The following is a 24,050-nucleotide window of genomic DNA, read 5'->3' on the forward strand; positions in this document are numbered from 1 at the left end:
GATGTCGCCTCACCGTGAGGCACCCGGCCGACCATTTGGCCCGCTCCACCGCGGATGTCGGTCAGCCGTCATGCCGAGGTCGCGGCGACGCAGAACTCGTTGCCCTCCGGGTCGGCCATCACGATGTGGTGCCCGGCGTGTTCCGCCAGGACGGTCCCGCCCGCCCGCACCAACCGCTCGGACTCGGCCCTGATCCGCGCCCACCGCTCGTCCGGGTCGCCGTGCCCCGGCACCCGGACGTCGATGTGGAGGCGGTTCTTCGCCGTCTTCGGCTCGGGGACCTTGAGGATGGACAGGTGGGGTCCGACGCCGTGCGGGTCGCACAGCCACACCGCGTCGTCCACCGAGTCGCCCTCCGGCAGGTCGAAACTCGCGTGCCACTCCTCGCGGGTCAGGAAGGGCGCGGGTGGCGGCTCGTCGACATAGCCCAGCGCCGTCTTCCAGAACTCACCGAGGAGCTTCGCGTCCGCGCAGTCGAGGGTCAGGTCGATTCTGGCTGCCATGGCGGGACGGTACCGCCCACCACCGACAGTCGAGGCGGCGCCGCAGAGCCGACGGCTCCCGGCGGCACCGCCTACCTGGCCAGGTGGACGAGCCCCAGCGTCGTCGCGTCCCCGATCTCGACACGTGCCGTACGGAGCCGGTAGGTGCCCGGCTCCACCTCGACACGGAGGTGACCGGTCGGCTCGGCCTCGTCACCGCTGAGGGCGGCGTCGAACAACTCGGCCGGCCCGGTGGTCGTCCAGCTGCCGGCGTCCTCCCAGTCGGCCCTGTCGACCGCGTCGGGAACGAGCCGGACGACCTCGGCCTCGGAGTCCGCGAAGATCCATCGTACGAAGAGACGACGTTCGGGAAGGTAGGTGGTGGTGGCGGGCTCGTCGGCCAGGATCAGCGCCTCGGCGTCACCCACCTGCACGACGCCCGCGTATCCCTCGACCGCGCACGCGCGGCCGTAGTCGCCCCAGGTGTCGAGGTCGTCGGGGTCGAAGCCGTCGGCCGCGCCGCGCCACGCGGACAGGGCCGTCGCCGGTACGACGACGAGCGGCCCACCGGCGCTGTCGATCCAGTGGAGGCGGCCGGCCGGTCCGTGCGTCGCCGCGTTGTCTTCCGGGAGGTCGGACATGTCGCTGATGATCGCATCGGGACGTCCCCCGCCCACCCGGCGGGTGCCGGACATCAGGACCACGTGTCGACGGACGCCACGACCGGGGCGCGGGCGCATTGGCGGCAGGCGCGGGCGGCGGCAGCGATCCTGGTGTGCAGGGCGACGGTCAGCACACCGATGAGTGCGCCGAGCGCCCAGTTCCCGGCCAGCGCCGCCGCGACGGCGAGGGTGAGGGCGCTGGTCACCAGCGCGACGGTGGCGGCGGTGCCGGCCCAGGCGACCACCAGCGGAAGCCGGTGCGGGGTGGGCAGCCGGCGGGCCAGGACGCCGGTGGCGGCCAGCGACGCCCCGGCCAGCAGGGCGGCCGCGGCGGCCACGCCACCCAGGTGGGCGGCCAGGACCTGGGCGAGGCGGGGCACGTGCCGGCCCTGGCCCCCGCCGACGACGGTCACCAGGTGCCAGCAGGCCAGCAGGAACGGAACGGCGAGCACGACGACACGGGCGGTGTGGCGGGCCTGGGCGACGGTGAGTTCCTGCTGGAAGGCGGGCGCGACCTCGTCGACGCTGCCGAAGTCGCGTACCGCCTCGCGGGCGGCGCTCTCGTCGGGGGTCGCACCGCAGGCGAGTCCCGTCGCGGCGTCGGTGAGTCCGTCGCGCGCCTCGGTCAGCATCCGGGCCTTGGCGCGGGGCGGGCCGTGCAGCGCGGCCGCCAGTGCCGCGAGATGCTCCTCGATCGGGTCGCGTCCGGACTCGGCGCGGCGGTCGAGGGCCGTCACGTGGCCGGCCGCGGCGTCGGCGAGGGCTCCAGGACGGCGCCGATCGCGGAGGTGAGTTCACGCCAGGCCGTGCGCTTGTCGACCAGGGCTCCCCGGCCGGCGTCGGTCAACTCGTAGCAGCGACGGCGGCGCTCGCCGACGGACTGCCAGTCGCTGCGCAGCAACCCGAGCCGTTCCAGCCGGTGCAGGGCCGGATACATGGTGCCCGTACGCAGCTCCAAGGCTCCGCCGCTGCGGTCCCGGACGGCCGCGATGATCGCGTAGCCGTGCAGCGGCCCCTGCTCCAGCGCTGCCAGCAGCAGCGCGTCCAGGTGCCCGCGAACGGCGTCGTCCTTCATCAGTAGGCAGCCTACCCTTCCTGTCGTAGGTGTGCTATCTATTGCTAGCCAATATGTAGGGCACCAACCTAGGGGGAACCGGTGACCAAGCTGCTGCTGTCGGTGCACGTCCTGGCGGCGATCCTGGCGATCGGGCCGATCGCCGTGGCCGCCTCGCTCTTCCCGCGCTACGCCGGCGGCGGAGGCGATCCCGGCGGGCGGGCGCCCCAGATCGCCGCGTTCCTGCACCGCACCTGCCGCGCCTACACGATCGTCGGTGTGCTCGTCCCCGCCTTCGGGCTCGCCACCGGCGCGCAACTCGGCGTCCTGACCGACGCCTGGCTTCTCACCTCGATAGCGCTGACCGCGATCGCCGCCGCCCTCCTGGCGCTGGTCATCCTCCCCGGCCAACGGCGCCTACTGGCCCCGACAGACGGCGCGACCGTCCACAGCGGAACGCGGGCGGCAGCGAGCCGGCTGGCCATGACCACCGGGATGTTCAACGTGCTCTGGGCGATCGTGGTCGTCCTGATGATCGTCCGTCCCGGCTCCACGACGGGAGTGTGACCGACGTGCGCACCCTGCGGATCGTGGCCGCGGCCGAGGCGATCTCCCTGGTCATCCTGCTGGCCAACCTGGCCACCGTGCACGCCGAGGCGATCAGCGCCCTGGGCGGCCCCGTGCACGGCGCCTCCTACCTCGCCGTCATCGCCTGCACCTGGCTGACCGAAGCCGCCACCCCCGGCGCCCGCTGGCTCGCCGCCATCCCCGGCGTCGGCGGGCTGCTCGCCCTTCGACGCATCCAGCGCTCCCCCGCGCCGGCCACCAGCGAGACGGATCCGAGATGACAAGGGCGCTGCCGGGCCGCGCACCGGACGACAGCTACGGGCACGGCACCCGGTCGGGCTGATGACAGCGCCGCGGCGGCGACAGGCAGGATGGGCGGGTGCCTGCCCCCACTCCCCCGCCGGCCGTGCTGGACGCGGTGCTCGAACGGTTGACCTACGTCAACGAGGAGACCGGCTACACCGTCGCCCGGGTGTCCACCGACCGCGGCGGCGACCTGCTCACCGTGGTCGGGGCGCTGCTCGGCGCCCAGCCCGGCGAGAGCCTGCGCCTGTCCGGCCGATGGTCGTCGCACCCGCAGTACGGCCGGCAGTTCGAGGTCCACTCCTACACCACCGTCCTGCCGGCCACGATCCAGGGCATCCGGCGCTACCTCGGCTCGGGACTGGTCAAGGGCATCGGCCCCGTCTTCGCCGAGCGGATCGTCGCCCACTTCGGCCTCGACACCCTCAACGTCATCGAGACCGAACCGGCCCGCCTGGTCGAGGTGCCCGGCCTGGGGCCGAAACGCACCGCGAAGATCACCGCGGCGTGGGAGGAGCAGAAGGCCATCAAGGAGGTGATGGTCTTCCTCCAGGGCGTCGGCGTGTCCACCTCGCTGGCCGTGCGGATCTTCAAGCAGTACGGCGACGCCTCCATCACCGTGGTGCGCAACGAGCCGTACCGGCTGGCGGCCGACGTGTGGGGCATCGGCTTCAAGACCGCCGACACCATCGCCCAGGCCGTCGGGATCCCGCACGACAGCCCTCAGCGGGTCAAGGCCGGCCTGCAGTACACCCTCTCCGAGGCCACCGACAACGGCCACTGCTACCTGCCCGACGCCCAACTCATCGCCGACGCCACCAAGATTCTCAACGTGCCCGGCGACCTCGTCACCGCCTGCCTCGACGAGCTCGTCAGCGAAGAGGGCGTGGTCCGCGAGACGCTGCCCGGACCGGACGGCGAACCGACGTCGGCGGTGTATCTGGTGCCGTTCCACCGCGCCGAGCAGTCCCTGGCCGGCTCGCTGCTGCGGCTGCTGCGCGACCGCGCCGACCGGCTGCCCCACTTCAACGGCGTCGACTGGGGAAAGGCGCTGGCCTGGTTGAAGGCCCGCACCGGCACCGACCTCGCCCCCGAGCAGGAACAGGCGGTCCGGCTCGCCCTCACCTCCAGGGTCGCCGTGCTCACCGGCGGACCCGGCTGCGGCAAGAGCTTCACCGTCCGCTCCGTCGTCGAACTCGCAGCCGCCAAGAAGGCCAAGGTCACCCTCGTCGCGCCGACCGGCCGCGCCGCCAAGCGACTGTCCGAGCTGACCGGGCATCCCGCGGCCACCGTGCACCGGCTGCTGCAGCTGCGCCCCGGCGGAGAGGCCAGCCACGACCGGGACAACCCCCTCGACGTTGACCTCCTCGTCGTCGACGAGGCGTCCATGCTCGACCTCGTCCTGGCCAACAAGCTCGTCAAGGCCGTCCCGCCCGGCGCGCACCTGCTGCTCGTCGGCGACGTCGACCAGCTTCCCTCCGTCGGCGCCGGGGAGGTCCTGCGTGACCTGCTCGCCGCCCCGGCCATCCCCCGCGTCCGGCTGACGCAGATCTTCCGCCAGGCCGCGGAGTCCGGGGTCGTCAGCAACGCCCACCGCATCAACGCCGGCAAGCCGCCCCTGCTCCAGGGCCTGAGCGACTTCTTCCTGTTCGCCTGTGACGACACCGAGGCCACCGCCACCCTGACCGTCGACGTCGCCTGCGCCCGCATCCCCGCCCGCTTCGGCCTCGACCCGCGCCGCGACGTGCAGGTGCTCACCCCCATGCACCGCGGTCCCGCCGGCGCCGCGGCCCTGAACACGCTGCTGCAACAGCGCCTCACCCCCGCCCGCGAGGGGCAACCCGAGCGCCGCGTCGGCGGGCGGGTGTTCCGCGTCGGCGACAAGGTCACCCAGATCCGCAACAACTACGACAAGGGCCAGGCCGGCGTCTTCAACGGCACCGTCGGCATCGTCACCGCGCTGACCCCCGAGGAGCAGACCCTCACCGTACGCACCGACGAGGACGAGAACATCGACTACGACTTCGACGAACTCGACGAGCTGGCCCACGCGTACGCCATGACGATCCACCGCTCGCAGGGCTCCGAGTACCCCGCCGTGGTCATCCCCCTGACCACCAGCGCCTGGATGATGCTGCAACGCAACCTGCTCTACACCGCCGTCACCCGCGCCAAGCAGCTCGTCGTCCTCGTCGGGTCCCGCCGTGCCCTCGCCGCCGCCGTCCGCACCGTCGGCGCCGGACGCCGCCACACCGCCCTCGACCACCGCCTCGCCTGAGCGCCCTGTCGACCCGGCGACCGTCAGTCGGCGCGACTCGGCGCCCGACGACCCGGCGACGGCCTGCCCCGCGGTCAGCCTCCGCCCATGTGCGCAGACGCCTCGCGCAGTCGGAGCACGATCTGGCCGGAACCTGGCGTCGCATCATCCGCGGGGAGAGCAAGTCCTGGGCCGCATTCGCCCACGGCACCTGCGTCGTGTTGCCGGACCCCGGTGTTGACCTCGCCGCCCAGGCCGTCGACATCCTGCGGGAGTACGGCCCCGTCTACGCCGGCTCACCTGCCGGAGACTTCGGCACCATCACCCTCGATCCCGGATGCGGATGGGTGGTCTACGGCCACCACAACGACGTACTCACCTACGTAGAACCCGACGAGGTCTCCGACACCAGCGATCTGGCCGTAGGTCTGCACGGACGCCGCAAGCGAGACAAGGACGGCCACGAGCTCGACGTCGTACCCGTCGAGGACAAGCGGGCCCGGCAGCTCGGAGCCGAGGCTTCGTCGTCAGGCGGTGCGGCCGCTGCCTCGCCACCTGCGGTTGAGCGGGCCATCAGGGACCCGGACGCTGGATCTACGCACCTCGGGACACGTCGAGGCGGAACAGTTCGGCGGCGTTGCGCCACGCGACCCGCTCGGCCAGCTCCGCGTCGAGGTCGGCGGCGAGCATCGCGCCGAAGGCCGCGGCCGGGTCGATGAGGGTGGCGTCGGTGCCGAACAGCAGCCGTCGCGGGTCGACGGCCGCCGCCACGGCGGCGAAGCGGCCCGCCTCGGTGTGCGAGAAGCACGGCTCCAGCCAGAGGCGGTCGACCGAGTTGGCCGCCTCGATGGCGTGCCGCCAGCCGTTCGCGCCCATGTGTCCGGCGATGGCCCGCAGGCCGGGGATGTCGGCGACGGCCTGGGCGAGGTCGAGCGGCGTCGCGTCCCAGGTGTGCACGAGGGCGGGCAGGTCGTGCGCGGCGACGAGTTCCAGCGCCGCCCGGGCCTGCGGGGAGTTCGCCGGGGAGCCGGTGTAGTCGGTGTGGATCTTCACGCCGACGAACCGGCCGGTGGGGAGCAGTTCGCGCAGGTCCCGTTCGGCGTCGTCGAGCCGGCGCGGGTTGACCGTCAGGTAGCCGAGCAGCCGGTCGTTGGCCTCCAGGACCCGGGCCATCGCCCGGTTGCCGGCGGCGACGTCGTAGATGACCGCCTCGGTGGCGGAGACGACGGCGAGGTCGATGCCGTAGCGGTCCATCACCGCGAGGTTGGTGGCGACCGACCCGACGTCCATGCTGAAGAACCACGGCCCCCAGTGGGCGTGCACGTCGATGATCATGCCTGGCCCTCCAGGATCCGGCGGGCGTTGCCGCCCGCCACGGCCGCCACCTCGGCCGGCCCGAGGCCGCCGCGGGACAGCCGCAGTCGCGGCACGACCGGCTCGTAGAACGGGGTGCGAGAGCCGTAGAGCAGGCGCTCGACGCCGACGTGGGCGGCGACGGTCTCCAGCGCGTCGGGCGAGTTGAGCAGCCGGGTGGAGGTGTGGAAGCCGGGCTCGTCGCGGGCCGCCACCACGAAGTCGCCCAGGTGGTAGAAGTGCGTGTCGAGGAAGACCACGGTCGCGCCGCGCAGCGGCCGCCAGAACCGGCGGACGTCCCCGCCGGCCAGGATGACCAGACCGGCCTCGGCGGCGCGGCGGGCGACGTGCCGCACGGACGGGAAGTCCGGCTCGACGCGCTGCTCGTCGGGGAAGAGCCGCACCGCCCGGAAGCCCCGCTCGGCGAGGCGGACGACCTCCCGTTCGGCGCCGAGCGGATCGCGCAGGTCGAGCGCGCCGACCGGCAGCACGGTCGGGCCGGCCAGGGCGGCGGCCTCGTCGTTGCCGCTCGGCACGTCGAACAGCGCCGCCCGCAGGCTGGCCACGGCCGCCCGCGCGATGCCGTTCGCGCCCAGGGTGGCCGCGACGTTGCGGGGCTCGCCGGTGGGGCCGGGCCGGTCGGCGTACCGGCCGACGAGGACGTCGACGTCGAAGGTGACCGGCGGCAGGTCGGCCGCGACGAACGGGTTGCCGCTCACCGCTGCCTCGCCACCGCGAGCACCCGATCGCGGTCGCCGTCGGGCAGCGCCGGGCCGTACGCGTCGACGGCGTGGCCGGCGGGGATGCGGCCCTCGTCGGCGGCGATCTGGAGCATCCGCTGCACGTACCCCTCCATCGGGTCGGTGAAGGTGACCCCGGCGAGCCGGTCGAGGCGGGCGGAGGCGACGACGAAGTCGTCGTGCTTGCCGTCGGCGTACGCCCGCAGGACCGCGGCGGTGACCGGCACGGCGGCGGCGGCGAGGCCGACCAGGGCGGCCTGCGCCCCCCACATCAGCGACGGCCCGAACATGCGGTCCTCGCCGGTGACGGCGAGCCGGTCGGCGCGGTGCGCCGCCGCCAGCGCGGCCTGGCAGGCGAGCGCGTCGTGCAGCCGGGCCACCTTGACCCCGGCGACGCCGGGATGCGTCAGCAGCTCGGCCAGCCTCGACGGGGAGTACGGCCGGGTGTAGAGGTCGAAGGCGAGCATCGGCAGGGCGGCGGCACGCCAGACGGCGTCGTGGTGGGCGACCGCGTCACCGTCGACGGGGAAGACCATGACGCCGGCCGCGCCGAGGTCGGCGGCCCGGGCGGCCTGGGCGGCCACGTCGTCGGTGTGCTCTCCGGGCCGCCCGCCGACGCCGACGATCACGGGCACGCCGGTGTCGACGGCGCGCCGGACGACGAGGTCGCGGGTCGCCGCGTCGAGGTAGGGACCGCGGCCGGTGTGGGCGCAGACGGCGAGGGCGTCCGCGCCGTCGGCGACCAGGCCGCGCAGGTACCGGCCGAGCACCGCGGCATCGACGGTCCGGTCGGCGTCCATCGGGGTGGCGGTGGCGGCGACGAGCCGCCACCGCAGCCGGTCGCGCAGCGCGGCGGCGGCCGGCGCGATCACGGGGCCACCGCCGCGCGGACGGCGTCAGCGATCTCGTCGACGTGCGCGTCGGTGTACCGCTCGTTCCAGTCGATCACCAGCAGGGTCTGCGCGATGAGCCGTTCGGCGACCGGGAACGCGCCGGGCCCGTACGTCGGCAGCCGGTCCGCCGGCGGCACGGTGAGCGGGAACCGGGAGGTGCCGTAGACGGGGGCCTCGGTCAGCGCCGGCGCGCAGTGCAGCGGCTGGTCGAGGTAGCCGGCGCGGGCGGGGATGCCGGCGGCGGCGAGCTTCCCGGCCACCTCGTGGTTGGTCAGCGGCGGGTCGAGCACGATCGGGAACAGCCACCAGGCGTGTGCGTCGGGGTCCGCCGGCAGGTGGACGCCGGGCAGGTCGGCCAGCGCGGCGGCCAGCCGTCGGGCGGTGCGCCGCCGGTCGGCCAGCACCCCGGGCAGCTTCGCCAGCTGGGCACGGGCGACGGCGCCGGCGAGTTCGGTCATCCGGTAGTTCAGGCCGAGGCCGACGTGCCGGCGGGCCTCGTCGCGCGGCCAGCCCTTGTCGGCGAAGAGCCGCATCCGGCGGGCCAGCACCGCGTCGTCGGTGACGGCGAGCCCCCCGTCGCCGCAGGTGATGTGCTTCCACTGCTGCAGGCTGAAGCAGCCGATCGCGCCCGCCGTGCCGGCGAGGGTGCCGTCGGGGTAGCGGGTGAGCCACGCCTGGGCGCAGTCCTCGATCAGCGGCACGCTGGCGGAGTCGGCGACGGCGCGCAGGTCGGCGGCGGCGCCGAACAGGTGCACCGCGAGGATCGCCCTGGTGCGCGGCCCGATCGCGGCGGCGACGGCCGCCGGGTCCAGGTTGCCGGTGTACGGATCGACGTCGGCGAACACCGGCACGGCGTTCTGCGCGAGAATGGGCGCGACCGTGCCGAAGTCGCTGATCGGAGACGTGATGATCTCGTCGCCCGGATCCGGCGCGACGGCCGCGACGGCCAGGTGCAGGGCTGCGGTTCCGGAGCTGGCGGCCACGGCGTGCGACACTCCGTGGCGGTCGGCCATCTCGCGCTCCAGGGCGCGGACCTCCGTGCCCCAGACCGAGCTGAGCATGCCCGACTGGAGCACCCGGCTGACCGCGGCCAGCTCCTCCGCGCCGATCGTCCGGCCGCTGGCGTCGGCCATGCTCGGAAACGACACGCACCCTCCCAGGGCTACAGTAATACCGGGCCTGACCGTAATCTTGTGCTGCGCACAACGCAACCCCGACAGGAGGCAGCGGTGACCATTGAGATCGGGGTCGTCGGTCCGCACGACCTGGTCGACGACGTGGCCGCCACCTGCGAGGAGCAGCCCGGCGTCAACGCCCGGCGGCTGCACTACGACCACGAGTCGCAGGCCCCGGCGATCGTGGAGGCGCACGCCGGTCAGGTGGAGGCGTGGCTGTTCACCGGCGTCGTGCCGTACACCCTGGCCCGGGAGGCGAACCTGCTGCACCGGCCGGCGGTCTTCGTCGACTACACCGGCGCGACCCTGCTCCAGGCCGCCGTGCGGCTGCTGCGCGACGGGCACGACGTCACCCGCATGTCGATCGACACCGTCACCGGCACCGACGTGGCCGGCACCTTCGGCGAGGCCGGCCTGCCGGTGGACCGGGTCCGGTCGCTGCCGTACCGCAGCGGGCTGAGCTCCGACGACGTGGTCGCCTTCCACCGCCGCCAGCGCAAGTCCGGCGCGGACGTCGCCGTCACCTGCATCAGCTCGGTGTACGAGGTGCTGCGCCACGAGATGCCGGCGTTCCGCCTCGCCCCGTCGAACCACTCGGTGCGCACCGCGCTGCGCCAGCTGATGCTGCACGTCGGCAGCCAGGCGCAGGAGGACGCCCAGATCGCGCTGGGGCTGGCCAACCTGTCCGACGGCGACGAGGGGCTGCTCAAGGAGGTGGCCGGGCTCGGCGGCACCGTCGCGCGCTTCGCCCCTGACACGTACCTCATCGTCACCACCCGCGGGCCGCTGCACGACGCGACCGGCGGCTTCACCGCGCTGCCGATGCTGCGCCGCCTCGCCGACCGGCACGACACCGTGCAGATCGGGTTCGGGCTGGGCCGCAGCGCCGCCGAGGCGGAGAACCTGGCCCGCCGCGCCCTGAGCCGGGCCCGCCGGGTCGGCGCCACCACGGCCGTGCTGTCGCTGCGCGGCGAGACCGACATCGTGCTGGAGTCGACCGCGCCGGCCCCGCCGCCGGCCGAGGTGAACCTGGCGGTCATCGCCCAGCGGGTCGGCCTGTCGGTGCCCACCCTGCTGCGGCTGCGCGAGGTGCGCACGGCGGTCGGCGACGAGCCGCTGACCAGCCGGGAGGTCGCCGACCAGCTCAGCGTGCAGCAGCGCACCGCCCGGCGCATGCTGCACCGCCTGGAGCTGGCCGGCCTGGCGGAGCGGACCGGCAACCTCGCCTCCGGCGCCAGCGGCCGCCCGCTGACCCTCTACCGCCTGACGCTCTGACCGCCCGCCCGCCCCTGTGCCGGGCGGGCGGTTTCGGGGCCGGCGGCGGGGACCTGCCACGCCGCCGACCCCGTGAGGATGTCGGGACCGGTCAGGCCAGCCACTTGTCCAGGTGCGCGGCGACGAAGTCGTCGTCGCGCAGGTGCGGGTACGCCCGGTGCACCCGGTCGAGCTCGGCCAACTGTCCCGGGGAGAGTTCCTCGGCCGGATCCAGGCACCACCGGCCGGCCAGCAGGCCCTGCCGGCGCAGCACCTCGTGGATGCCCGGGATGCAGCCGTGGTAGCCGTTGGCGGCGTCGAAGATGGCGGCGTTGGCGTCGGTGAGGTGGCCGTCGAGGGTGAGCAGCCGGCGCAGCGCGGCGTCGTCGCCGGCGCGGGCCCGGTGGGCGTCGTCGAGCAGCGTCACCGCGGTGTTCGCCCAGACCGCCCACTGACCGAGCAGTCCGCCGACGAACTCGACCTCGACGGGCCGGCCGTCCACGATCACCCGGTGCGGGGCCACGAGGTCGGCCAGGATGTGGTCGTCGTTGCCGGTGTAGAGGGCGAGGTCGCCGTTGCGGCCGGCCGCGCACACGCCGTGCAGCACGTCGAGGGTGCGGTAGCGGTCGAAGGGCGCCACCTTGATCCCGACCACCGACTCGAGGGCGGCCAGCCGGGCCCAGAAGCCCCGGGACAGCTCCCGGCCGCCGACGGCCGGTTGCAGGTAGAAGCCGATCACCGGCAGCACCTCGCCGACCGCGCGGGCCCGCTCGACGAGGGCGTCCTCGTCGAGCGGCGCGTACGGCGACAGCAGCACCATGTGGTAGCCGAGCGAGGCGGCCAGTTCCGCCTCGGCGACGGCCTGGGCGGTGTCCCCGCAGGCGCCGGCGACGAGCACGGCGTCCGAGCCGGCTGCCGTCTCGGCGGCCAACTCCAGGACCGGGGCGAGCAGGCCGACCTTCGGGTCGTGGATGGCGAACTGGGTGGTGTGCACGCCGACGGCGATGCCGCCCGCGCCGGAGGCCAGGTAGTAGCGGGTCAGCGCGCGCTGCCGCCGCTCGTCGAGCCGTCGGTCGGCGTCCAGGGCGAGCGGGTGCGCGGGGATGACGCAGCCGCGCCGGAACCGGGCCAGGGCCGTGGTCTGTCGGGTGCTCGATGCGGTCAACACGGTCTCTCCTAGAAGTTGCCGTCGCGGCGCTGGAAACCGGTCGGCTTGCCGAGCAGGGGTTGGCCGTCGGCGACCCAGTCCGCCGTCAGGTCGATCAGCTCGGCTACCGGCACGTCGGGGTAGCTGAAGAGCCGGTGGCAGAGCTGGGCGTTGGACAGCAGCGCGGTCGGCGCCTCGGTGCCGGTGAAGATCGGCTCACGGCCCAGGCGGGCGGCGAGCGCGGTGGCGACCTGACGGACCGAGACCAGCTCCGGCCCGGTCAGGTTCAACACGAACGGCGGTGTCCGCGTGTGGTGCAGGGCCCGCAGGGTGACCTCGTTGGCGTAGCCCTGCCAGACGATGTTGGCGTGCCCCATGGTGAGGTCCACGGGGTCGCCGGCGTGCACGGCGCGGGCGATGTCGACGAGGACGCCGTAGCGCATCTCGACGGCGTAGTTGAGCCGGATCAGGGCCAGCGGGGTGTCGTCGCGCAGCGCGAAGTGGGTGAGGATGCGCTCGCGGCCCAGGCAGGACATGGCGTACTCGCCGACCGGCTGGACCGGGGTCTGCTCGACACAACCGCCGGAGGCCACCGGGACCAGCGGGTAGACGTTGCCGGTGCTCAGGGCCACGAGGCGCGAGCCGGCGAAGCGCTGCGCGACCCGCCCGGGCAGGTAGGCGTTGGTGGCCCAGGTGGCGTGCTCCCGGCCGGAGGTGCCGAACTTCGCCCCGACCAGGAAGACCACGTTCGCCGCGTCGGGCAGCGCGGCCAGGGCGGCGTCGTCGGTGACGTCGGCCTCGACCACCACGGCGCCCTCGCCGCGCAGCGCGTCGGCGAGCCCCGCCTCGGAGAAGCGGGACACCGCGATCACGCGGGCGCCGGTGCCCGCCGCGGCGACGCCGCGCAGCGCCAGCCGGACGAGGCTGGGCCCCAGCTTGCCGCCCGCCCCGAGGATCAGGATGTCCCCGTCGAGCTTGCGCAGGTCGTCCACCAGGACGTCCCGCGGGCGCGAGAGCCGCTCCTCCAGTTCCGCCACCGTACGCATGCCAGCCACGCCCCTCTCGAAGTAACGGTCATGACCGTAACCTCCGACCGGAGGGGCGTCAAGGCACCCGACGCGCGGATCGGGCCGGCGGGGATCAGGCCACGGCGCGCGCCGAGGCGAGGACGTCCAGAACCGCGCGGGTCTGCGCCCACGGCACCGGGCTCGGCGCGCCCCGCACCATGCCCAGGAAGGCGTCGATGGTGGCCCGGTAGCCCAGCTCGTCGGCCCCGCCGCGCAGCACCACCCGGCGCTCCCCCGCGGCGGTGTGCACCGTGACCTCGTACGCCTCGCCCTCGCTGACCCCGAGCACCTCGACCGTGCCGGGCACCCCGTCGTCCCACTGCACGGCCAGCAGCCCGGTGTCCTCGGAGCGCAGCCCCCGGTGCCGGCGCACGGTGCCGGCGGCCCCGACCAGCCGCACCGCCGGCCCGAGCAGCGCGACCAGCAACTCGACCCCGTGCAGGCCCATCATGACCAGGGTGCCCCCGCCGACCGCCGGATCGTCCTGCCACGGGTTGTAGCCGGTGGCCCAGATCCCGACGTCGTGCCGGACGGTGGCGCGCACCGACAGCACCTCCTCGCGCGGCACGTCGAAGGCGACGAACTCCGGCGCGAAGCGCAGCACCGACGAGGTGAGCACCAGCTCGGGCGCCCGCGCCACGACGCGCTCCAACCGCTCGAGCTGCCCGGCGGTGGCGGCGGCCGGCTTGTTGACGAAGCAGGGCAGCTTGTGCTGCAACACCTGGGCCAGCGCGTCCGGCACGTCCGGGGTGGGAACGGTGAGCACCACACCGTCCGGGCCGGTCGCCAGCAGCGCGGCCAGGTCCGGCGCCACGACCGCGTCCGGTTGCTCGGCCCGGAACCGCGCCAACCGCTGCGGATCGGGCTCCCACACGACCAGCTCCGCGTCGTCGCGCAGGGTGCGGGCGTCGGTGTAGGGGTGACTGGTGGCCAGTCCGGCGAGGGCGATGCGCATGAGCGCAGAGGCTACTCATCCGGCCTCCCGCCGCGCCAGGGCAGGTCAGCGCCGCTCAGCCGGTGCGATCGAGGTCCTCCGGTCGCACCTCGTGGCGCAGCGGCTCCCCGCGGAGAAAACGGTCGATCTCGGCGACGACGATGCCGGCGGCGCGCCGCCGCGACCCGAGAGTTCCCGCCGCCTCGTGCGGGGTGAGCAGCACGTTCGGCAGCCGGCGCAACGCGTGGTCCACCGGCAGTGGCTCGGCGTCGAACACGTCCAGCGCGGCGTCGATCCGTCCCGCGCGCAGCGCGGCCAGCAGTGCGGCCTCGTCCACCAGGGCCGAGCGGGCGGTGTTGACCAGCAGCGCGCCGTCGGGCAGCAGGGCCAGCTCGCGCGTGCCGATCATCCCGACCGTCTGCGGCAGCACCGGCGCGTGCAGGGACACCACGAGGCTGCGGGCGAGCAGGTCGTCCAGGCCGACCCGCTCGACGCCGAGCACCTCGGCGTCGGCGTCGGAGAGGTACGGGTCGGCCACCAGCACCCGCGCACCGAGCGCCCGGACGAGGCCGAGGTAGACCCGGCCGGTCCGGGACGCGCCGACGACCCCGACCGTCGCCCCGCGCAGCTCCCGCCGGGGCGGCGCGGCCTTCGCGGTCGCCCAGTCGACCCCGGTCCGCAGCGCGTGGTCGAAGCGGTGCACCCCGTGCAGCAGGGCGAGGGTCAGCGCGAGCGCCTGCTCCCCCACCGCGTACGCCATCGCGTCGCCGGCCTGGGTGACGCGCACGCCCCGGGCGAAGCTCTCGGCGGTGACGAACGGTTTGACGCTGGCCCCGGTGTGCGCGAGCAGCCGCAGCCGGGGGGCGGCGGCGAGCACCGCCGCCGACAGCGGCGCGCAACCCCAGCCGGTGACGACGACGTCGGCGTCGGCGAGCAGCCGGGCCAGGGCGGCCTCGTCGCCGACGTCGGCGCCGGCGGCCGGCAGCCGCATCTCCCCCAGCCGGCGCAGCGCCGCCCAGGCGTCGGCGTCGAAGAACAGCTCGCGGACCTCCGGCGACGCCGCCACCGCGATGACGCTCACCCCTTGATACCCGTGGTGGAGACGCCCTCCTGGAAGTAGCGCTGCCCGACCAGGTACGCCATGAAGATCGGCACGAACGCGACCACGGACCCGGCGAGCAGCATGTTCAGCGCCACGTTCTCCTGCTGCAGCGAGGCGATGCCGGTGGTGAGGGTACGCATGTCGAGGCTCTGCCCGACGATGAGCGGCCACAGGAAGTCGTTCCAGTGCCACAGGAAGACGAACACGCCGAGCGTGGCGAGGATCGGTTTGATCAGCGGCAGCACGATCGAGACGTACACCCGCCACTCGGAGCAGCCGTCGAGGCGGGCGGCCTCGAACAGCGAGTCGGGCAGCGACGCGATGAACTGTCGCATGAGGAACACCGCCTGGGCGTTGGCCAGGGTCGGCACGATCATGCCCCAGTAGGTGTCGACGCCGTTGAGCTCGCTGATGATGATGAACGTCGGGATCATCGTGACGTGGTACGGCACCATCAGCATCGCCAGGAACGACCAGAACATGGTCTCCTTGCCCGGGAAGCGCTTCTTGGCGAAGGCGTAGCCGGCCATCGAGGCGAACAGCAGCACGCCCACCACCGACACCACCGAGTAGACGACGGTGTTCCACATCCAGCGCAGCACGCTCTTGGCGCCGATCACCTGGTCGTACGCCTCGGTGGAGAACGGCCAGGGCAGCAGGCTGTCGGGGAACGTCACGGGCCCGGTCGGCTTGAACGACAGCACGACCATCGCGTAGAAGGGGAACAGCGTGACCGCCGCGCCGACCAGCAGCAGCGCGGTGCGCCCGACCAGCCAGCCCCGGCTGGCCCTGCCGGGCCGGTACGGCCGCCGGGAGCCCCTGGGCGACGTCGGCGCAGCGGGGACGGCGGTGGCCGGCGCCGTGATCGTGTCCGTCATTCTTCCCTCCCGAGGGTCAACCGCTGGATCAGCGCCACGATGATCGTCATGACGAACAGGGCGACCCCGATGGCGCTGGCGTAGCCCAGGTCGAAGTACTTGAAGCCCTGGTCGTAGAGGAGGTAGACGATGCTGTAGCTGGAGCGGACCGGACCACCGCCGGTCATCACGTAGATCATGTCGAAGACCTGGACCGACACGGTGGTCTCGATGATGGCCACGAAGAACAGCGCGGGCCGCAGCTGGGGCAGCGTCACGTACCGGAAGCGCTGCCAGGCGGAGGCGCCGTCGGTCAGCGCGGCCTCCTCCAGCTCCGCCGGGATGTCCTGCAACCGGGCGAGCAGGATGAGCATGCCGTAGCCGAAGCGGGACCAGACCGAGACCAGCACCAGCGCGGGGACCACCAGCACGCTGTCGGCGAGCCAGGAGCCGGCCGGCAGCCCGATCGCGCCCATCACCCGCGACCACGGCCCGTCCTCGGCGAAGACCCAGGTGAAGACCACGCCGGCCAGGACCAGGCTGGTCACCACCGGCAGGAAGAAGATGGACCGGAAGAGCTTCGCGCCGCGGAAGGCCCGGCGGGTCAGCAGCGCCATGCCGAGCGAGGCCAGCATCGACAGCGGTACGGACAACACGGTGAACAGCACCGTCACCCGCAGCGCCGACCAGAACGTGGGGTCGTCGACGAGCCGGCGGAAATTCTCCAGCCCGACGAAGCCCGTGTCGCCGCCGACGGTGTAGTCGGTGAAGCCGAGGACCACCCCGGCGATCGCCGGCCCGAACCGGAAGACGACGAAGAGCAGCAGGAACGGCAGGACGAACAGCAGCGCCGTGCCGGCCTCGCGGGCGGAGGGGCGGCGCACGCGTACGCGCTGGCGGCGGCTCCCCGGTAGTGCAACCATCTGACAACCTTTCTCGGCGGGGGGGGGGGGGGGGGGGGGCGGCCCCCCCCCCCCCCCCCCCCCCCCCCCGCGCCAGCGCTATCCGAGCAGCGGGGTGGCGGCCTTCGCCGCGTCGTCGAGCGCCTGCTCCACGGACTTCTTGCCGAGCAGGGCGGCCTGGATCTCCGGGGAGAGGACGCCCTGGACGTCGCGCGCCTTCTCGTGCAGCGGGCCCACCGTGCTGGTGGCCACGTGCTTCTCCTGCTCCGCGAGGACGGGGTCACTGGCCCAGAGCGGACCGGTGGACTTGCGCGGGGAGAACAGGCCGGCGCCCATGTCGTACTTCTTGGTGTTCTCGGCGTTCGTGGCGAACGCGATCCACTTGCCGGCGGCGTCCTTGTCCTTGGCGTTGCGCAGCATGGACAGCGAGCCGACGGTGCCGTAGCCGATCTGCTTGGTCTCGGTGAAATGCGGGACGACCTGGATGTTCTCCTTGCCCCAGAACTTCTCGATCTCCGCCACCGGCACGTGCCAGACGCAGGCGACCTTGTTCTGCGCGGCGCGGGTCTGCTCGATCGGCGGGCCGGCGGTGATCAGGGACTTGTCGACGTAACCGGCGTCGACGAGCTGCTTGAGGAAGTTCAGCGCCTTCTTCCCGGCGTCGCTGTTGAAGGCGACCGACTTGCCGTCGGGGCTGAACACGTCGCCGCCGGCCTGCCAGAGCAGCGGGTAGAAGGTCTGGTTCAGGGTCTGCTTGGCGTCACCCGCGTACGCGGTGATGTCGTAGCCCTTGGCCTTGAACTTCGGGGCCAGGGCGAGCAGGTCGCTCCAGCTGGTCGGGTACTTCGTCTCGCCGACGGCGGCGAAGACCTTCTTGTTGCAGATCGGGGTGGCGGCGCTGGTAAGGATCGGGGCGCCCATCATCTTGCCGTCGATGGTCACCGACTGCACCACGTTCTCGTGGAAGTCGCTCTTGGCCGCGGCGTCGAGGTACTTGTCGACGGGCTCGATGTTGCGGGCGTACTTGGGTAGCTGGTCGGGGATGAGGTAGACGACGTCCGGCCCCTTGTTGCCCGCGATGGCCGTGGCGAGCGCCTGGTCGCGGTTGGCCCAGGGGAAGATCTCGGTCTTGACCTCGATATCGGGGTTCGCCGCCTGGAACGCCTTGATCGTCTCGTCCCAGTGGGCGCGGTGCTTCGCCTCGTCGAAGATCACCGGGTATGTCCACATTGTCACGGTCGTCTTGCCGGAGTCACCGGAGCCGGAACCGCCGCAGCCCGTGGCCGCGAGAGCGGCGACGAGCGCCACCGCCACGGCCGACAGGCTCTTCCGAACACGCATCTCGCATCCTTCCGGGGGAGTCATGTTCGCAGTACATTAACTTACGGTCCGGGCCGATACTAGAGTCCGTAAGTACCAAGGTCACATCGTTACTGTTCGTGCAAATGACTGGGCAGATCGATCCAGATCCGTAATAGCGAAGGACTCCGATGACCGTCACCCTCGCCGTCGTCGGCGCCGGTAACCGCGGCAGCACGTACGCCGGATACGCGCTGCGCCACCCCGAGCAGGCCCGCGTCGTCGCGGTCGCCGATCCCCGGCCCGCCCACCGCGCCGCGCTCGCCGACGCCCACGGCATCGCGGCGGCCGGGTCGTTCGACTCCTGGCAGGCCCTCGCCGCGCAGCCCCGGCTGGCCGACGCCGTCGTCCTGGCCACCCCCGACCGCGAGCACGCCGAACCGGCCGCCCGCCTCGCCGACCTCGGCTACCACATCCTGTTGGAAAAGCCGATCGCCCCCAGCGAGGCCGAGTGCCGGGCGGTCGCCGCGGCGGCCGAGCGCACCGGCGTGCTGCTCGCCGTCTGCCACGTGCTGCGCTACACCCGCTACACCGACGCGGTGAAGCGGTACGTCGACGCCGGCGCGCTGGGCCGGATCATCGGCGTCGAGCACCTCGAGCCGGTCGGCTGGTGGCACTTCGCGCACTCCTACGTGCGCGGCAACTGGCGCCGCGCCGACGACTCCTCCAGCAGCCTGCTCGCCAAGTGCTGCCACGACCTGGACTGGCTGCGCTACATCGTCGACGACACCCCGGCGCGGGTCAGCAGCGTCGGGGCGCTGCACCACTTCCATCCCGGCAACCGGCCGCGCGGCGCCGCCGACCGCTGCCTCGACTGCCAGGTCGAGTCGACCTGCCCCTACTCGGCCGCCCGCTTCTACCGCGACTGCCTCGCCGACCCGGACCGGCACCAGTGGCCGCTGTCGGTGGTGACCCGCGACCTGACCGACGAGGGCGTCGACGCGGCGCTGCGCGACGGCCCGTACGGGCGGTGCGTCTACGGCGGCGGGAACGACGTCGTCGACCACCAGAGCGTCACCGTCTCCTTCGCCGGCGGCGCGACCGCCACCCTCACCATGAGCGCCTTCACCCCCGGCGGGCACCGGCGCACCCGGATCATGGGCACCCACGGCTACCTGGAGGGCGACGGCGAACAGGTCACCGTGACCGACTTCGTCACCGGCGAGACGGCCACCACGGACACCCGCGGCGGCGGAGCGGACGCCGGCTCCGGCCACGGCGGCGGCGACATGGCACTGATGGCGGCCTTCGTCGAGGCGGTCGCGACCGGCGACCGGTCACGGATGCGCTCCGGGCCGCGGGAGTCCCTGGACAGTCACCTGATGGCGTTCGCCGCCGAACGCAGCCGGCTCGCCGGCGGCGTCCCCGTGGCGCTCGGGCCCGCCGCATCCTGACGGGGCGGCACCCGCCGCCGACGAGTCGGCGCGCACGACCGGCGGCAGAAGCGGACACGCCTTGCCGCGGGTTTGTTCGGCAGCACGTCAGCGTTGGTGGCTGGACCGAGCCGGCCCGTCGACTCATCCGTTGACACCATCACTCGCGCTCCAATACGCTTAACAGGTTGGTTAAGTGAAGGGGCTTCCGATGGCTGGCACCGATCAGCTCAGCGCGGTGTTCTCGGCGCTCGCCGACCCGACTCGACGGGCAATCCTCGCCGAGTTGGCCGAACGCGACGCCACGGTCACCGAGCTCACCGCTCCTCTCTCCATCTCGATGCCAGCGGTGTCACGGCACCTGAAAGTGCTCGAGCGTGCCGCGCTCATCTCGCGGTCGCGGTCGGGCAAGTGGCGCGCGAGCCGCCTCGAGGCTGCCCCCCTGCGCGAAGCGGCCGACTGGATCGAGCGCTACCGGCGGTTCTGGGACTCGTCCCTCACCCGCCTCGATGCCCACCTTGCCGCGGTGCAGGCCGCCGGACCGGCGACGGACCGGACGGCCAACGACCCCAAGGAGATCGAATGAACAGCGAAACTCCGCAGATCGTCATATCGCGCGTGTTCGACGCGCCGCGAGAGCTCGTCTACCGAGCCTTCACCGATCCCGACCACCTGGCGGCGTGGTGGGGCCCGACCGGCAACTCACTGCCGCGCGACGAGATCGAGTTCGACGTGCGCCCCGGCGGCTATCAACGGTGGACGGAGCTCAGTGCAGCCGACCCCGGCCTTCGCGTGCACATCCATGTCGACCTTCTGGACATCGCTGACGGCGAACTGCTCGAAGGCGTCATGCACGTCAGCGGCCGGCTGCAGGAGGGCATCGAGCCGTTCGAGACGAGGTTGCGGGTCGAGTTCCACGACGAAGCCGACGGGCGGACGCGACTGGAGATCCGCCAGTGGCTGCCCGAGCACCTGACACACCCCAGTGAGGAGGGTTGGCGCCAAGCGTTCACCAAGCTGGACGCCACGTTGACGAATCTCCATGTCCTTGCAACTGATCATCGAAAGGTACGAGCATGGCCAAGCTGATCTACGTGACCAACACGTCGCTTGACGGCTACATCGAGGACGAGCGCGGCGCCTTCGACTGGCTCCCACCCGACGACGAGGTGTTCGCGTTCACCACCAATCTCCTGCGGTCGGTCGGCACGTTCCTCTACGGACGACGCCTGTACGAATCGATGGCGGTCTGGGAAACCGATACCGCTCTGGCCGCCCAGTCCGAGCTCATGGCAGACTTCGCCAGCGCCTGGAAGGCGGCGAACAAAGTCGTCTACTCCACGACCCTCGCCGCGGTGTCGACCGCCGACACCCGAATCGAACGCCAATTCGACCCCGCCGCGATACGCCGACTCAAGGCCACGGCCAGCAGCGATCTCACCGTAGGAGGTGCGAACCTCGCGACGCAGGCTTTCCAGGCCGGGCTGATCGACGAGTGCCAGCTGTTCGTCTGGCCCGTTGTCGTCGGCGGGGGCAAGCCAGGGCTGCCGACCGGCATGCGGACCGACCTTGAGCTCCTCGACGAGCGCCGATTCCCGAACGGCGTCTTACACCTCCGCTACCGCCCTCTCGGCCGATGACCGACAGCCCTCTCCGATCGGCGGCGCCTGCCTGACGCGCCGGAGCGTTGACGGCGTATTCGGCTGGATGAGGTTGCCCATCACGAACCGGCGCGCGAGCAGTAGGTCATGTGCGGGGATGGCTGGTGATGCCGTCCAGGATGGTGATCAGGTTGTGGCGGAAGGTTTCCTCGGCGTCGAGGTGGGCACCGTCGATGACGAGCCGGGCGACCGTGGGATAGCGGCCTGTTTCGAGCATGCGTGTCAGGTAGGGCCCGAGGGCGGCCTGCCAGGCGGACACGTCGGTGCCAGTTGACCGTGCGGTGCGTCGCTCGGTGATCTCCCTGCGGAGCGCTCCGACGATGAACGCGTCGAGGGTGCCCACGGCTCGCTGGAGATCGTCGATGCCGCGCACGCCGGGGGCCTGGCTGAGCGCCGCCGCGGTCGATTCGCCCACGGCCAGCGCGTGCGGCCCCAGGTGTGGCCTTCCGCCGAGCAGGTCGGCGAACCACTCGTGGTCAAGGGCGGCTTCGCGGGTCGCCTGGGCGATGGCCAGCACCGTGGCGCGCCACTCGGGGTGCTGGCCGGCCTCGGCGATCCGGGCATACACGGCGTCGACCATCAGATCGAGCAGTTCGGATCTGTTGGTCACATAGTCGTAGAGCCGCATCGGACCAACGCCGAGCTCTTTGGCGATCTTGCGTACCGACAGCCCGTCGAGGCCGTGTGCGTCGGCGAGCCGGATCGCCGTGGCGGCGATCTTCGCGCGGCTCAGGGGCACCGGCGCCGCGCGAGGCTGGGGCTCGGGCCGTTCCCAGACGGGCAGAGGTGCGCTACCGTACGGCGTATCCATAAGATACAGCGTACGGTAACGGAGATGATGATGCGAATCGCGATCGCCGGCGGTGGCCTCGGCGGCCTGACGCTGGCCCGGATCCTGCACCAGCACGGCATCGGCGCGGTGGTGTACGAACGCGAGGCGAGCCGCTCCGCGCGATCGCAGGGCGGCTCGCTCGACCTGCACCCCGAGTCCGGGCAACAGGCCCTGGCGGCGGCGGGCCTCGCCGGCCGATTCCGGTCCGAGGCACGGCCGGAGGGCGAGGAGCATCGCATCCTCGACCCGGCCGGACGCACCCTCGTGCACCACACGCCACAACCCGGCTCATTCGCCGGACGCCCCGAGATCGACCGCAGCGCGCTGCGTGATCTCCTGCTCGATTCGCTCCCTCGCGACGCGGTCGCGTGGCAGCACCGGCTCGTCGCGGCGACGCCACGACCCGCCGGAGGCTTCGGGCTGACGTTCGACGGCGGCCGCAGCGCCGACTGCGACGTCCTCATCGGCGCGGACGGCGCGCGCTCGGTCGTCCGGTCGCTGCTGACCGACGCGAAACTGTCCTACGTTGCCACGCTGGTAGAGCTGAGCATCGGCGACGCCGACCGACGCCACCCGGATCTCGCCGATCTGGTCGGCCCCGGAAACCTCTGGTGCGTCGGCGTGAACCAGATCCTGGCAGCACAACGCCTTGGCGACGGCAGCATCCGAGTCGGGATCTCCCTCCGCGCGGAGGACCGCCACATGGACACCTACCGCAGCAAGCGCGCCCTGCTGGACATGTTCGACGGCTGGAACCCCAGCCTCACCGCGCTCATCGAAGCCGGCGACAACCCGTCCCCACGCAGGATCGAGGCGATGCCCACCGGTACACGCTGGGCCCACCAACCGGGCATCACCCTGATCGGTGACGCCGCGCACCTCATGCCGCCGGTCGGCGAGGGCGCCAACCAGGCCATGCTCGACGCCGCCGAACTCGCCGCCGAACTCGCCGCCAACCCCGCCGGCCCCGACGCGGCGATCCGGACGTACGAGGAGGCGATGTTCGTCAGAACCCACCCGATCGCCGAAATGTCCGCACGAATCCAGGCAATGATGCTGTCCCCCACCGCGGCCGACGACATCGTCCGCTTCTTCACGCCGCGGCCCGCCGAGCCGGCACCCGCCGGTTGACAACACGGGACGCAGCCGGTCCCAACCCTCACAGACCTGATGGCGGAACACGGCAACCACTGCTACTTTTCCCGGAGGCCGTGCGAGAGAACGAGGAGGTGGTACCCGTGAACGCAACGACATGGGTGCTCCCCTCCGGGGTCACGGTCGGACGATAGATCGTCCGGGAGCGCCGTTCACGAGCACTCCCGAAAGGCACGACCGTGCGATTCACCTCCGAACAGCGCCTCGACGACGGTCTCCTTGAGCGCGCATTCGCCCTCGGCGAGATCCCCGGCATCCTCTGGACGCCCGGATCCGCATCCGCACCGGCCCCGCTGATCCTGCTCGGTCACCCCGGCGGACTGCACAGGATGTACCCCCGACTGTTGGCCCGGGCCCGGCACGCCGCAGCGGAGGGCTTCGCCGCGGCCACCATCGAGCTTCCCGGGGGCGGCGATCGGCCCCGGTCCGCCGCCGCCGAGAAGGCCCGCGCCGACCTGCACCGGGCGCTGGCGGCCGGCGAGCCGGTCGACGACGATATCGTCGACCGGCTCGTCCTCCCGCTGGTCGCAAAGGCGGTACCGGAATGGCGGGCCGTACTGGATGCGGCCCTTTCGCTGCCCGAGATCGGTGGCCCGGTCGGGTACGCGGGAGGGGTGATCGCCATCGGCATCCGGCTCGCGGTGGTCGAGCCGCGCATCTCGGCCGCCCTTCTGTTCGCCGGGAGCTTCGTGCCCCGCACCCTGTTCGACGAGGCCCGGCAGGTCACCATTCCGCTGCATGTCCTGCTGCAGTGGGACGACGAAGGAAACGACCGGCAGCTGGCCCTGGACCTCTTCGACGCCTTCGGCTTCAAGGAGAAGACGCTGCACGCCAATATGGGCGGGCACACCGGCGTCCCACAGTTCGAGGGGGACGCCGGGAACCGGTTCTTCGCCCGGCACCTGAAGTGAGACCGGCCTG

General features: G+C 72.6%; 26 protein-coding genes. 10 read left to right on the top strand and 16 right to left on the bottom strand.

Annotation, left to right across the window (positions count from 1 at the left end; all coding sequences use genetic code 11):
- Window positions 1–68: 68 nt before the first annotated feature.
- From ACGF7U_RS15025 to ACGF7U_RS15040, 4 genes are all read right to left on the bottom strand, one after another.
- Window positions 69–503, bottom strand: a complete 435-nt coding sequence (locus tag ACGF7U_RS15025) for a VOC family protein (RefSeq protein ID WP_393106741.1) — start codon at window positions 501–503, stop codon at window positions 69–71.
- Between the two features lie 71 nt (window positions 504–574).
- Complete coding sequence (locus ACGF7U_RS15030) at window positions 575–1,123, bottom strand: Imm21 family immunity protein (RefSeq protein ID WP_393106743.1); 549 nt, start codon at window positions 1,121–1,123, stop codon at window positions 575–577.
- A 53-nt stretch (window positions 1,124–1,176) separates the two neighbouring features.
- On the bottom strand, window positions 1,177–1,881 hold the full coding sequence (locus ACGF7U_RS15035) for a permease prefix domain 1-containing protein (protein WP_393106744.1): 705 nt from the start codon (window positions 1,879–1,881) through the stop codon (window positions 1,177–1,179).
- Window positions 1,878–2,219, bottom strand: a complete 342-nt coding sequence (locus ACGF7U_RS15040) for a helix-turn-helix transcriptional regulator (RefSeq protein WP_393106745.1) — start codon at window positions 2,217–2,219, stop codon at window positions 1,878–1,880. Before ACGF7U_RS15040 ends, ACGF7U_RS15035 begins: the two co-directional genes overlap by 4 nt.
- Before the next feature lie 81 nt (window positions 2,220–2,300).
- Between ACGF7U_RS15040 and ACGF7U_RS15045 the strand changes: the two genes are divergently transcribed.
- The 3 genes from ACGF7U_RS15045 (at window position 2,301) to ACGF7U_RS15055 (ending at window position 5,346) form a co-directional block, all read left to right on the top strand.
- Complete coding sequence (locus ACGF7U_RS15045; RefSeq protein ID WP_393106747.1) at window positions 2,301–2,765, top strand: hypothetical protein; 465 nt, start codon at window positions 2,301–2,303, stop codon at window positions 2,763–2,765.
- A complete protein-coding gene (locus tag ACGF7U_RS15050) occupies window positions 2,762–3,046 on the top strand; it encodes a DUF3817 domain-containing protein (protein WP_393106749.1) in 285 nt (94 codons plus the stop codon). Before ACGF7U_RS15045 ends, ACGF7U_RS15050 begins: the two co-directional genes overlap by 4 nt.
- A 98-nt stretch (window positions 3,047–3,144) precedes the next feature.
- On the top strand, window positions 3,145–5,346 hold the full coding sequence (locus ACGF7U_RS15055) for an ATP-dependent RecD-like DNA helicase (protein ID WP_393106751.1): 2,202 nt from the start codon (window positions 3,145–3,147) through the stop codon (window positions 5,344–5,346).
- 573 nt (window positions 5,347–5,919) lie between these two features.
- Here ACGF7U_RS15055 and ACGF7U_RS15060 read toward each other — a convergent pair.
- From ACGF7U_RS15060 to ACGF7U_RS15075, 4 genes are read right to left on the bottom strand one after another with little or no spacing between them, the layout of a single operon-like run.
- Window positions 5,920–6,660 carry an amidohydrolase family protein gene (locus ACGF7U_RS15060; protein ID WP_393106753.1) on the bottom strand — a complete coding sequence of 247 codons (741 nt, stop codon included), beginning with the start codon at window positions 6,658–6,660 and terminating at the stop codon, window positions 5,920–5,922.
- Window positions 6,657–7,397 (bottom strand): amidohydrolase family protein, encoded by a 741-nt coding sequence (locus tag ACGF7U_RS15065; protein WP_393106755.1) that lies wholly within the window; start codon window positions 7,395–7,397, stop codon window positions 6,657–6,659. Before ACGF7U_RS15065 ends, ACGF7U_RS15060 begins: the two co-directional genes overlap by 4 nt.
- Window positions 7,394–8,290 (bottom strand): dihydrodipicolinate synthase family protein, encoded by an 897-nt coding sequence (locus tag ACGF7U_RS15070; protein ID WP_393106757.1) that lies wholly within the window; start codon window positions 8,288–8,290, stop codon window positions 7,394–7,396. The genes ACGF7U_RS15065 and ACGF7U_RS15070 overlap by 4 nt, the downstream gene beginning before the upstream one ends.
- Window positions 8,287–9,459: a DegT/DnrJ/EryC1/StrS family aminotransferase gene (locus ACGF7U_RS15075; RefSeq protein ID WP_393106759.1), complete on the bottom strand. Its 1,173-nt coding sequence runs from the start codon at window positions 9,457–9,459 to the stop codon at window positions 8,287–8,289. Before ACGF7U_RS15075 ends, ACGF7U_RS15070 begins: the two co-directional genes overlap by 4 nt.
- A gap of 81 nt (window positions 9,460–9,540) precedes the next feature.
- Here ACGF7U_RS15075 and ACGF7U_RS15080 point away from each other — a divergent pair, with 81 nt between their 5' ends.
- On the top strand, window positions 9,541–10,761 hold the full coding sequence (locus ACGF7U_RS15080; RefSeq protein WP_393106761.1) for a hypothetical protein: 1,221 nt from the start codon (window positions 9,541–9,543) through the stop codon (window positions 10,759–10,761).
- 91 nt (window positions 10,762–10,852) lie between these two features.
- Here ACGF7U_RS15080 and ACGF7U_RS15085 read toward each other — a convergent pair whose 3' ends face one another.
- The 7 genes from ACGF7U_RS15085 to ACGF7U_RS15115 form a co-directional block, all read right to left on the bottom strand.
- Window positions 10,853–11,908: a dihydrodipicolinate synthase family protein gene (locus ACGF7U_RS15085; protein WP_393106763.1), complete on the bottom strand. Its 1,056-nt coding sequence runs from the start codon at window positions 11,906–11,908 to the stop codon at window positions 10,853–10,855.
- Between the two features lie 8 nt (window positions 11,909–11,916).
- Window positions 11,917–12,933 carry an NAD-dependent epimerase/dehydratase family protein gene (locus ACGF7U_RS15090; protein WP_393107165.1) on the bottom strand — a complete coding sequence of 339 codons (1,017 nt, stop codon included), beginning with the start codon at window positions 12,931–12,933 and terminating at the stop codon, window positions 11,917–11,919.
- A gap of 94 nt (window positions 12,934–13,027) precedes the next feature.
- Window positions 13,028–13,909, bottom strand: a complete 882-nt coding sequence (locus ACGF7U_RS15095; protein WP_393106765.1) for a Gfo/Idh/MocA family protein — start codon at window positions 13,907–13,909, stop codon at window positions 13,028–13,030.
- A 55-nt stretch (window positions 13,910–13,964) separates the two neighbouring features.
- On the bottom strand, window positions 13,965–14,969 hold the full coding sequence (locus ACGF7U_RS15100; protein ID WP_393106767.1) for a hydroxyacid dehydrogenase: 1,005 nt from the start codon (window positions 14,967–14,969) through the stop codon (window positions 13,965–13,967).
- On the bottom strand, window positions 14,966–15,868 hold the full coding sequence (locus tag ACGF7U_RS15105; RefSeq protein WP_393106769.1) for a carbohydrate ABC transporter permease: 903 nt from the start codon (window positions 15,866–15,868) through the stop codon (window positions 14,966–14,968). The genes ACGF7U_RS15100 and ACGF7U_RS15105 overlap by 4 nt, the downstream gene beginning before the upstream one ends.
- Window positions 15,865–16,770, bottom strand: a complete 906-nt coding sequence (locus ACGF7U_RS15110; RefSeq protein WP_393106771.1) for a carbohydrate ABC transporter permease — start codon at window positions 16,768–16,770, stop codon at window positions 15,865–15,867. Before ACGF7U_RS15110 ends, ACGF7U_RS15105 begins: the two co-directional genes overlap by 4 nt.
- A gap of 78 nt (window positions 16,771–16,848) precedes the next feature.
- A complete protein-coding gene (locus tag ACGF7U_RS15115; RefSeq protein ID WP_393106773.1) occupies window positions 16,849–18,090 on the bottom strand; it encodes an ABC transporter substrate-binding protein in 1,242 nt (413 codons plus the stop codon).
- 149 nt (window positions 18,091–18,239) lie between these two features.
- Here ACGF7U_RS15115 and ACGF7U_RS15120 point away from each other — a divergent pair, with 149 nt between their 5' ends.
- From ACGF7U_RS15120 to ACGF7U_RS15135, 4 genes are all read left to right on the top strand, one after another.
- Window positions 18,240–19,502: a Gfo/Idh/MocA family protein gene (locus tag ACGF7U_RS15120; RefSeq protein ID WP_393106775.1), complete on the top strand. Its 1,263-nt coding sequence runs from the start codon at window positions 18,240–18,242 to the stop codon at window positions 19,500–19,502.
- Between the two features lie 190 nt (window positions 19,503–19,692).
- A complete protein-coding gene (locus tag ACGF7U_RS15125; protein ID WP_393106777.1) occupies window positions 19,693–20,067 on the top strand; it encodes an ArsR/SmtB family transcription factor in 375 nt (124 codons plus the stop codon).
- The gene (locus ACGF7U_RS15130; RefSeq protein WP_393106779.1) at window positions 20,064–20,570 is read left to right on the top strand and encodes an SRPBCC domain-containing protein; all 507 of its coding nucleotides are present in this window, start codon (window positions 20,064–20,066) and stop codon (window positions 20,568–20,570) included. Before ACGF7U_RS15125 ends, ACGF7U_RS15130 begins: the two co-directional genes overlap by 4 nt.
- Entirely contained in the window at window positions 20,558–21,121 is a 564-nt protein-coding gene (locus ACGF7U_RS15135; protein ID WP_393106781.1) for a dihydrofolate reductase family protein, read from the top strand. Before ACGF7U_RS15130 ends, ACGF7U_RS15135 begins: the two co-directional genes overlap by 13 nt.
- A gap of 106 nt (window positions 21,122–21,227) precedes the next feature.
- Here ACGF7U_RS15135 and ACGF7U_RS15140 read toward each other — a convergent pair whose 3' ends face one another.
- Window positions 21,228–22,049 (bottom strand): TetR/AcrR family transcriptional regulator, encoded by an 822-nt coding sequence (locus tag ACGF7U_RS15140; protein WP_393106783.1) that lies wholly within the window; start codon window positions 22,047–22,049, stop codon window positions 21,228–21,230.
- On the opposite strand from ACGF7U_RS15140, the gene ACGF7U_RS15145 reads away from it, so the two are divergent.
- Window positions 21,984–23,105, top strand: a complete 1,122-nt coding sequence (locus tag ACGF7U_RS15145; RefSeq protein ID WP_393107168.1) for an FAD-dependent oxidoreductase — start codon at window positions 21,984–21,986, stop codon at window positions 23,103–23,105. The two genes, ACGF7U_RS15140 and ACGF7U_RS15145, sit on opposite strands and share 66 nt — an antisense overlap.
- Window positions 23,106–23,308: 203 nt before the next feature.
- The gene (locus ACGF7U_RS15150; protein ID WP_393106785.1) at window positions 23,309–24,040 is read left to right on the top strand and encodes an alpha/beta hydrolase; all 732 of its coding nucleotides are present in this window, start codon (window positions 23,309–23,311) and stop codon (window positions 24,038–24,040) included.
- Window positions 24,041–24,050 lie beyond the last annotated feature (10 nt).

The organism is Micromonospora sp. NPDC047670 (assembly GCF_043204915.1).
In the GTDB taxonomy this organism is placed as follows: domain Bacteria; phylum Actinomycetota; class Actinomycetes; order Mycobacteriales; family Micromonosporaceae; genus Micromonospora.